This window comes from Rhodococcus sp. IEGM 1302 (assembly GCF_030056935.1).
In the GTDB taxonomy this organism is placed as follows: domain Bacteria; phylum Actinomycetota; class Actinomycetes; order Mycobacteriales; family Mycobacteriaceae; genus Rhodococcus_F; species Rhodococcus_F qingshengii.
The window spans coordinates 20,640-27,828 of record NZ_JASHKY010000044.1; the positions used below are offsets into that span (position 1 = coordinate 20,640).

Consider the following 7,189-nt stretch of genomic DNA (forward strand, 5'->3'; position numbering starts at 1 on the left):
CGTGAGTGCTGATTCGTGAGTACAGAGACAGGTAGTTCCGAAGCAGGTAAGACTGTGTCGGCCGAGGATTCACACGACGTCGGGGGCGCCGACAAGTCGGCGTCTGCCCCCGCGTCGCGGTCGCGGGTGAGTGCGGTTCTGGTCAGCTTGACTCTCGCCCTGGTGATCGTCGCGGTGCTGTCGGCGTGCATCGGTCAAGTTCCGACGTCGCCACTCGAGGTTTTGGGCAGCATCCTGCATCGCATCGGGCTCGACCTCGGTCCGATGCCCGCCCATCCCAGCGGTGAAGTGACTTTGTGGGAGGTTCGATTCCCCCGCGTCGTGCTCGCCATCTGTGTCGGCGCGGCGCTGGGATGTTCCGGTGCGCTCCTGCAGGGTGTGTTCTCCAATCCGCTCGCAGAACCCGGAGTGATCGGAGTGTCTGCGGGCGCGGCAGTTGGCGCGAGTGCTGTCATCGTCGTCGGGGGAACGTTCGTGGCCGGCTGGGCCGTTGCTGCGGCTGCGTTCGTCGCCGGGCTGGTCACCACCGCGGCGGTCTACCTGCTGGCTCGGCACGAAGGCCGAACGGAAGTAGTGACGTTGGTGCTGACGGGCGTCGCGATCAACGCGTTCGCCGGCGGGCTCATCGCGTTCTTCACCTTCGTCGCCAGCCCGTCCGCTCGCGATCAGATCGTGTTCTGGCAACTCGGCTCACTCAACGGCGCTTCCTGGAACGCAGTCCTGATCGTGGCGCCGATGACCGTCGTCGGGATCGCCGCGACCATGATGATCGCCCCACGTCTCGACCTGCTGGCGCTCGGTGAACACGCGGCCCGTCATCTGGGCGTCAACGTCGAACGGCTTCGCCAGTTCGCGGTACTGATCGTCGCTCTCTTGGTCTCGGCGAGTGTTGCCTTCACGGGAATCATCCTCTTCGTCGGCCTGGTCGTTCCGCACCTGATGCGCATTCTCGTCGGACCTGGCCACCGCGCGCTGATTCCGGCGAGCGCCCTCGCCGGCGCACTGGTTCTGCTTGTCGCAGATCTGGGCTCGCGGTCGCTGATCGACAACGCAGACCTGCCCCTCGGAATGCTGACCGCTCTGGTGGGCGGCCCCTTCTTCTTCTGGCTTCTCCGACGCACGCGCGCGCAACAGGGCGGGTGGGCATGAGCAGCCTCGTAAGAAACTGGCGCGAACTGTTCGGCCGCGTCACCCCCGAACCGAAGAGCCCAGCCGTCGGTGATGTCACCCTCGAGGCGCGCGACATCACAGTCGAACGCGGTGGTCGGCAGATTCTGGAAGGCGTGTCCATCGAAGTCCGGGCAGGCGAGCTAGTCGTTCTCGTCGGACCGAACGGCGCCGGTAAGTCGACTCTTCTTGCGGCGTTGGCCGGTGATCAGCCCGTCATCGCTGGGCGGGTGGACGTTGACGGCACCGACCTCACTCAGTGGTCGCCGATCGACATGGCGCGCCGACGCGCGGTGCTCCCCCAGAAACACACCATCGGATTTTCGTTCAGCGCTCGCCAGGTGGTTCGTATGGGACGTGCGCCATGGACCGGAACTCGCCGAGAAGACCGCGACGGCGCTGCTATCACCGCGGCGATGAAGACCTGCGATGTCGAGGGGTTCGCCAATCGGCCGTTCGCCGTGCTGTCCGGCGGCGAGCAGGCGCGGGTCGCGCTGGCCCGGGTACTGGCACAGGAAACGTCGACCATCCTGCTGGACGAGCCGACTGCAGCTCTCGATCTCGGACACCAGGAGGCGGTGATGTCCGTGGCGCGCGCTCGCGCTGCGGACGGCGATGCCGTCGTCGTCGTTTTGCACGACCTCGCGTTGGCAGCGGCGTACGCGGATCGGATCGTCGTGCTCGAAAACGGCCGCATCGCCGCTGACGGTCCCCCGGAATCGGTGTTGCACGAAGAGCTTCTGACCCGCGTCTACGATTATCCGGTCGAGGTGTTCCCGCATCCGACAACCGGAGCAACGCTGGTCATCCCGCGCCGAGAATTCACCGAACAGAATCGATGATCGATCCCAGCCTGTTCAGGACGGCTCTCACCGTCGGCAGGCTGCGGCCGTCGCCGTCACGAACTCCGTCACCGGGACCGGGCTGTGACCAATCAGCCTCCGTGGACAGAACTGCGTCGCGGACCACACCGGCGATGCTTCGCTCGTCGGTCAGATCGATGTCGGTCACCGATCGCTCCGCGGTGGCGACAACGTCTGCAGGGGTCGGCACACTGTGCTCGCAGTATTCGCCGTATACCTCGACGAACAGCATGCTCTTTCGTACGCGGAACGCGAAAGTTCGACCGTCGGACCTGCCGAAACCGTGTGCGTGAGCGCCGACGGTGAGGTCCTCGATCTCGAAGCCCGGCCGCGCCGGTTCGGGCGACTGCGCGCCGGAATCGGTGGGTTCTGTGGGAATCACAATGATCTCCTCGGTGATTGCAGCGTCAACCGCAATCGCTGTTCGTACGGTATCGCGTCAGGGGTGTGAGCGGAATGGTCGGTAGTTCCTCGACGCGATGAACGGCGCCCGACTGCGATCAGGGATGATCGATGACAGTCGCACTGCGTGAAGAACAGATGACAAGAAAAAGAGGAACTACACATGGCTCGCCTAGGGATCCGCACCACTGCAGCAGCAATGGGGGCGGCGGTTCTGCTGGTCACAGGATGTTCTTCCGGAGATGGCGGAGACGACCTCATCACGATCGATCCCGCAACGGCAGCGGCCTCACCGGCCACCATCAGTACCCCGGACGGCGTGGTTCACCCGTATTCAGGTCTGATCGATTCCATCACATTCGACCCGATCACGCGCAGCGCTGTAGTGGTTGCCAACGACCCCCGATCGGTGCTGGTCGTTCCTACGGACAGTTTGGCCGGCGCCGACCCCGCCTCTGCAGGCCGTCCAACAGCCCTGGATTCCGACGTACGCGACGTTTCGATCGGCTCTGACGGTAGCGCTCTTCTGTCGATGGATCGCCAGGTCGTGAAGCTGAATCTGACTTCGGGCGAACAGACGTCCATCCCGGTAGACGGGCAGGCGAATTCAGCGGTCGAACTCAACGACGGCCGCATCGCGATCGGCACGGACAATGGTTCAGTTCACATCGTCGACCCGAAGACCGATCAGTCACAGACGGTTTCGGGATTCGCATCCGTCGACGAACTCGCGGTCACCGGCGACAACCTGAGCGCCCTCGATCACCGTCAGACCTCGTTGACGGCGATCAACCTCGAAGACGGCAAACTCGGCGTCGCTCTCCGCGCCGGTGAGGGCGCAACTCATCTGGCCACCGATCGCTTCGGACGCATTCTGGTCACCGACACCACCGGCAACGAACTGCTCGTCTTCACTGCCGATCCGCTCCTGATGCACCAGCGCTACCCCGTCGGCGAGTCGCCGTACGCCGTTGCCTACGACGAGACCGCGGATCGGGTGTGGGTGACACTGACCGCGACCAACGAAGTGGTCGGCTTCGATCTGTCGTCCGGCATCCCCGTGGAGACCGGACGGTTCAAGACGGTGCGACAGCCGAATTCGTTGGCCGTAGACTCTTCCAACGGCAATCTGATCGTCGGATCGGCAACCGGTGACGGGCTGCAGGTCATCCCGTCACGGGAGAACTGATGGAAAAGCGAGCGCGCGGGATCCCCGCGCAGTGGGAGACGTCGGACGACAAGTTCGACTATGTGCCCCTTCGACTACCGCCGAACGTTTCGCGGGTCACGGCGTCGATGCGTCTGGCGATCTCCGCCGAGTTCGGCGGATGGGAACTCTCCCGAGTCCGTCTCTACCCCGACGGCAGTCGTCGCGTGCTCCTCAAGCGAAAGAAGACGCCGCTGCACGTGACCGATCCGGACGGCATTCAGCACTGATCGTCCAACAGACGACCAGAGCCCGCCGCTGACAAAATCACACCATCGAAGAGCTGGAGAATCGTGTACCAACTGCTGCTGAGCCTGATGTTCCGGGTCCCACCGGAACGCATCCACCACATTGCCTTCACCGCGATGAAACTGGTGACACGGTTCGCTCCCCTTCGCTGTCTGGTCGCAAAAGTCCTTGTCGTCGACGACCCGGTTCTGCGCAGTCAGGCTTTCGGTCTGACGTTCCCGGCACCTCTCGGCCTGGCCGCAGGATTCGACAAGGACGCCACCGGAGTCGACGCCTGGGGCCCGTTGGGATTCGGTTTCGCCGAGGTCGGAACAGTGACGGCCCAGGCTCAGCCCGGTAACCCCGCGCCGCGTCTCTTCCGTCTTCCGGCCGACCGCGCTCTGATCAACCGGATGGGCTTCAACAACCACGGCGCTGGTCACGCGGCGAATTTCCTGCGACAGCGCCGCGTCACGGTGCCGATCGGTGCCAACATCGGCAAGACCAAGATCGTCGAAGCCGCCGACGCCGCTGCCGACTACACCGCCAGCGCGCAGCTTCTGGGTCCGCTGGCCGACTTCATGGTCGTGAATGTCAGCTCGCCGAACACGCCCGGACTCCGTGATCTGCAGGCCGTCGAATCACTGCGCCCGATCCTGCAGGCCGTGCTCGACACCGTCAGCGTGCCGGTACTGGTGAAGATCGCGCCCGACCTCTCGGACGAGGACGTCGACGCGGTCGCCGATCTGGCAATCGAACTCGGGCTTGCCGGAATCGTCGCGACCAACACCACGATCCGTCGCGACGGTTTGAAGACCCCGGACGCCGAGGTAGCTGCACTCGGCGCAGGCGGGCTGTCCGGTGCACCGGTCGCCGAGCGCTCACTCGAAGTACTTCGGCGCCTGTACGTCCGAGTGGGCGACAAGATGACCATCATCTCGGTCGGCGGTATCGAGACGGCCGATCAGGCGTGGGAACGGATCCTCGCCGGCGCGACACTGGTGCAGGGATACACCGGCTTCATCTACGGCGGACCGTTCTGGGCTCGCAGCATCCACAAGGGGATAGCCAAGCGGGTCCGCGCAGCGGGTTTCTCGTCGATCGCCCAGGCTGTGGGAGCTGAGAACCCTCGCTAGAGAGTGCTGTGCGCCTTTATTAACCGCCCGCGGTTAATAAAGGCGCACAGCAAAGTGACTATTCGACCTCGAACGTCCCGGTCAGGGTTGCACGCGCAATCGCGTGATGGAACACGTTGAAACCGAGGAACGCCGGCGACGAATCAGGGGTGACTCCGTCGAGCGTCTCCACGTCGAGGGCATGCACCGCGACGATGTAGCGATGCGGACCGTGCCCGGGAGGCGGGCCTGCACCGATGAAACCGAACCCACCACCGTCGTGGCGGAGTGTGACGGTTCCGGCGGGCAGGACATCGCTGTCCGCCGCGCCGGCACCGGCCGGGAGCTCGGTGACGGAAGCGGGGATGTTCGCCACGGCCCAGTGCCAGAACCCCGACGCAGTCGGTGCGTCCGGATCGAACACCGTCACCACGAAGCTCTTCGTCTCGGCCGGAAAGCCGGACCACGAGAGCTGCGGTGAGATGTCTTCGCCACCGGGGACACCGAAGGCTCCACTGGCCTGAGCAAGCTTCAGCGGCTGGCCCGCAGTGATGTCGTCACTGGTCAGCTCGAAACTCGGCAACTTCGGCAATGGTTCGTACGGATCGTGCGCCATGCGAATCCTTTCTGTGACAAGAGAGCTCGATGTGCGTCGAGCTCACGGATCTATCTACGTGCTCGTCAGGAATTGAGCAGGAAATGTTCCAGAACACGTGTCCCGAACAGTAGTGCGTCCACCGGAACTCGCTCGTCGACGCCGTGGAACAGCGCGCTGAAATCCAGCTCGGGCGGCAACTGCAACGGCGCGAAGCCGAAGCAGCGAATGCCCAGTTTCGCGAATGCCTTCGCGTCGGTTCCGCCGGAGAGCATGTACGGAACTGTGCGAGCCTCCGGATCGTGGGCGAGGATCGCCTCGTTCATGGCGTCTACGAGGTGGCCGTCGAACGTTGTTTCGTACGAATCCAGCTTGGTGATCCACTCGCGGGTCACGTCGGGACCGATCAGTTGGTCCACCGTGCGCTCGAATTCGGCCTGCCGTCCCGGCAGCACGCGGCAGTCGAAGACCGCCTCGGCAGTCTGCGGAATGACGTTCGCCTTGTATCCGGCCTTGAGCATCGTCGGGTTCGCCGTGTCACGGAACGTCGCCCCGATGATGTTGGCGATCGTCCCCAACTTCGCGAGAGTCCCGTCGATGTCGGGTGATCCCGGATCGAAGTCCAATCCGGTCTCCTCGCCGACGGCGGTCAGGAACTCCGCGACCGAATCAGAGATCACGATCGGGAACTGGTGGGCAGCAAGCCTCGAGACCGCGCCGGCGAGTGTCGCGACCGCGTTGTCGTCGTGGAGGAAGGAGCCGTGCCCGGCGCGTCCCTTGGCAGTCAGACGCATCCAACCTAGGCCCTTTTCCGCAGTCTCCACGAGGTAGAGCCGGCGGTCGGTTCCGTCAGGCCGCGGAACCGTCAGCGAGAAACCGCCGACCTCACCCACGGCCTCGGTCACTCCCTCGAACAGATCCGGGCGGTGCTCGACCAGCCACTGGCATCCGTACTTTCCGCCAGCTTCCTCGTCCGCCACGAAGGCGAACACCAGATCACGCGGCGGTACGACGCCTTCCGCCTTGAACTGTCTGGCGAGGGCCAGGATCATCCCGACCATGTCCTTCATGTCCACGGCGCCGCGCCCCCAGACGTAACCGTCCTGGACGGTGCCGGCAAAGGGATGGACGCTCCAGTCGGCGGGCTCGGCCGGAACTACGTCGAGGTGACCGTGAAGCATCAACGCACCACGACCAGACTCGGCTCCCTTCAAACGAGCAAAGACATTTCCTCGGCCGGGTGCTCCGGACTCGACGTATTCCGTCTCGTAACCGACTTCTTGAAGCTGCGCGGCAACCCACTCCGCGCACGCACGCTCGCCTTTGGTGGTTTCGAGTTCTCCCGTGTTCGAGGTGTCGAAGCGGATGAGGGAACTGACCAGTTCGACTACTTCTGCTTCGGCTCTGCTCGGATTCGGATTATTCGGGGTTGTGGTCATTCCACTTTCCTACCATCGAATCAAACGACGCGGGCGACCGGAATGCCCCGCAACCTGGCGATTTGGGGCAGCTCACCTAATCGGATACTCTTTCCCAGCACCGAGAAATCGGGGCCGAGTCCGAGTGGCGGAATGGCAGACGCGCTAGCTTGAGGTGCTAGTGTCCTATTAAC

Annotated in this window: 8 protein-coding genes; 5 read left to right on the plus strand and 3 right to left on the minus strand. The window is 64.0% G+C overall.

The annotated features are described in order from the left end of the window. The first annotated feature begins 54 nt into the window (after positions 1–54). Both QM609_RS28385 and QM609_RS28390 read left to right on the plus strand, forming a co-directional pair. Positions 55–1,149, plus strand: coding sequence for a FecCD family ABC transporter permease (locus QM609_RS28385; RefSeq protein WP_050655282.1), 1,095 nt, complete (start codon positions 55–57; stop codon positions 1,147–1,149). Continuing rightward, a complete protein-coding gene (locus QM609_RS28390; protein WP_050655287.1) occupies positions 1,146–2,009 on the plus strand; it encodes a heme ABC transporter ATP-binding protein in 864 nt (287 codons plus the stop codon). Before QM609_RS28385 ends, QM609_RS28390 begins: the two co-directional genes overlap by 4 nt. Here QM609_RS28390 and QM609_RS28395 read toward each other — a convergent pair. Then, complete coding sequence (locus QM609_RS28395; RefSeq protein ID WP_030537527.1) at positions 1,990–2,412, minus strand: hypothetical protein; 423 nt, start codon at positions 2,410–2,412, stop codon at positions 1,990–1,992. The genes QM609_RS28390 and QM609_RS28395 overlap by 20 nt on opposite strands. A 183-nt stretch (positions 2,413–2,595) precedes the next feature. Between QM609_RS28395 and QM609_RS28400 the strand changes: the two genes are divergently transcribed. From QM609_RS28400 to QM609_RS28410, 3 genes are all read left to right on the plus strand, one after another. Continuing rightward, positions 2,596–3,621: an NHL repeat-containing protein gene (locus tag QM609_RS28400; protein ID WP_047270507.1), complete on the plus strand. Its 1,026-nt coding sequence runs from the start codon at positions 2,596–2,598 to the stop codon at positions 3,619–3,621. Continuing rightward, complete coding sequence (locus QM609_RS28405; protein WP_007733391.1) at positions 3,621–3,869, plus strand: DUF5703 family protein; 249 nt, start codon at positions 3,621–3,623, stop codon at positions 3,867–3,869. The genes QM609_RS28400 and QM609_RS28405 overlap by 1 nt, the downstream gene beginning before the upstream one ends. Before the next feature lie 63 nt (positions 3,870–3,932). Further along, positions 3,933–5,003 carry a quinone-dependent dihydroorotate dehydrogenase gene (locus QM609_RS28410; protein ID WP_050655283.1) on the plus strand — a complete coding sequence of 357 codons (1,071 nt, stop codon included), beginning with the start codon at positions 3,933–3,935 and terminating at the stop codon, positions 5,001–5,003. Between the two features lie 58 nt (positions 5,004–5,061). On the opposite strand, the gene QM609_RS28415 is transcribed toward QM609_RS28410, so the two are convergent. Continuing rightward, a complete protein-coding gene (locus tag QM609_RS28415) occupies positions 5,062–5,598 on the minus strand; it encodes a YbhB/YbcL family Raf kinase inhibitor-like protein (RefSeq protein WP_007733394.1) in 537 nt (178 codons plus the stop codon). A gap of 65 nt (positions 5,599–5,663) precedes the next feature. Then, positions 5,664–7,016 (minus strand): M20/M25/M40 family metallo-hydrolase, encoded by a 1,353-nt coding sequence (locus QM609_RS28420; protein ID WP_003946170.1) that lies wholly within the window; start codon positions 7,014–7,016, stop codon positions 5,664–5,666. Between the last annotated feature and the right edge of the window lie 173 nt (positions 7,017–7,189).